General features: G+C 75.5%; 2 protein-coding genes. Both read left to right on the plus strand.

Annotated elements, in window-relative coordinates:
- On the plus strand, window positions 1–565 hold a 565-nt coding region (locus ESO86_RS16225), incomplete at its 5' end, for an LLM class flavin-dependent oxidoreductase (RefSeq protein WP_129235874.1).
- A gap of 110 nt (window positions 566–675) precedes the next feature.
- Window positions 676–1,874: GTP-binding protein (locus ESO86_RS16230; protein WP_129235875.1), on the plus strand; the 1,199-nt coding region annotated here is incomplete at its 3' end.

Here is a 1,874-nt window from a genome sequence, read left to right on the forward strand (position 1 = left end):
CCTCGGCGCGGGCGGGTTCGCACCGGCCGCCGTCGCGATGGGCGCGCCGAGCCGCACGCCCGCCGAGCAGGTCGGCGCGCTGGGCGAGGCGATCACCGTCATCCGCGAACTGCAGGACACGGAAGCCCCGGGCGGCGTGTTCCTGCACAACGAGCACTATCCGATCCGCGGCGCCAAGCGCGGGCCCGCCCCGGTGCAGCGGCCCATGCCGATCTGGCTCGGCGTGCTCCGGCCCAAGGGGCTCCGGCTCCTCGGGAGCGCGGCCGACGGGTGGCTGCCGTCGCTCGGCCGTCTCGAGCACGGTCCGGACTCACTCGACGCGGGGCACGAGATCATCGACGGCGCTGCGCGCGCCGCGGGGCGCGAGCCCCGGAGCATCCGTCGCCTGCTCAACGTCGGGCCGCGCACCGTCGACCCGGAGACGCTCGCCGGCCTGGCGACCCGGCACGGCGTCGACACGTTCGTCGTGGTCGGCGACGACGAGGCGCTGATCGAGGAGCTGGGCGCACGGATCGCGCCGGAGACGCGGGCGATCGTCGCCGAACGGCGGGCCGCGGCGGGCTGAACCGCGCCCGGAACCCGGCATCGGCGACGATCGGGACCTCCGCCCTCTGGACCTCGCGGCCTCGGCGCGCGACGATGGACGCACGGAACCGCACCGGCGCGGGAGGCCCCATGAACTCGGCATCGCCCAAGACCCACCGGACCATCGCCCTCGTGGGCGCTTCGGGCTCGGGGAAGACCACCCTCGCGGAGGCGCTCCTGCATCGCGCCGGCGCGATCCCACGGACGGGATCCGTCGAACAGGGGAACACCGTCTGCGACCACGAGCCCGAGGAGATCGCCCGCCACACGAGCCTCGGGCTCTCGCTCGCCTACTTCGACTGGACGGGGCCGGACGGGACCGCGTACGCGGTGACCCTGGCCGACACCCCCGGGCATCCGGATTTCGTGGGCGCCGTCGACGCGGCGCTGGCGGTGGCGGATGTCGCGCTCGTCACGGTCAGCGCGGTGGACGGCGTGGTCGCCGGGACGCGCACCGCCTGGGACGCCGCCGAGGCCGTCGGCGTGCCGCGGGTCGTGGTGGTCACCCAGGAGGACAAGGCGCGGGCGGACTTCCGCGGCGTGCTCGCGCAGCTCCGGTCGGAGTTCGGCGAGCACCTGTGGGCGCTGGAGCTGCCGATCGGGGAGGAGGCGGCGTTCCGGGCGATCGCGGACGTGCTGAGCGAGGAGGCCCACGTCTACGACGGCGACGGGACGCACCACGACGAGCCGCTGCCGCCCGAGGCGGAGGCCGAGGAGCACGCGATGCACGTCGAGGTGACCGAGGACATCGTCTCGCACGACGACGCGCAGCTCGAGGCCTACCTCGAGGGCGACGAGCCGTCGGCCGCCGAGCTCGAGCGGACGTTCGCGCGCGAGGTCGCCGCCGGCGAGGCCGTGCCCGTGCTCGTGTGCTCGGGGGCGACCGGGACGGGCGTCGACCGGGTCGCGGACCTCGTCTGCGAACTGACGCCCGCCGCGACCGAACGCGACGGGCGCATCCTCGTCGGCGAGGGGTCGGGCGGGTCGGAGCTGAAGGTCGCGCCGAACGAGTCCGGGGACACGCTGGTGCACGTCTTCCGGACGGTGGCCGACCCGTTCGTCGGCCAGGTGTCGATGCTCAAGGTGCTCTCCGGCACGCTCCGGACCGGCGACAAGCTGCGGAACGCGACCACGGGCGCCGATGAGCGGATCCACGGCCTGTTCCGGCTCCGGGGGGCGGAGCACGTGACCGCCGGGACGCTCGCCGCGGGCGAGGTCGGCGCGGTCGCGAAGCTCACGGGCTCGCCGTCGGGCTCGCTGCTCTGGTCGCGGGCGTCGGGCACGGCCCG

The sequence above is a fragment of the Agromyces binzhouensis genome, assembly GCF_004135055.1.
GTDB classification, from domain to species: Bacteria; Actinomycetota; Actinomycetes; order Actinomycetales; family Microbacteriaceae; genus Agromyces; species Agromyces binzhouensis.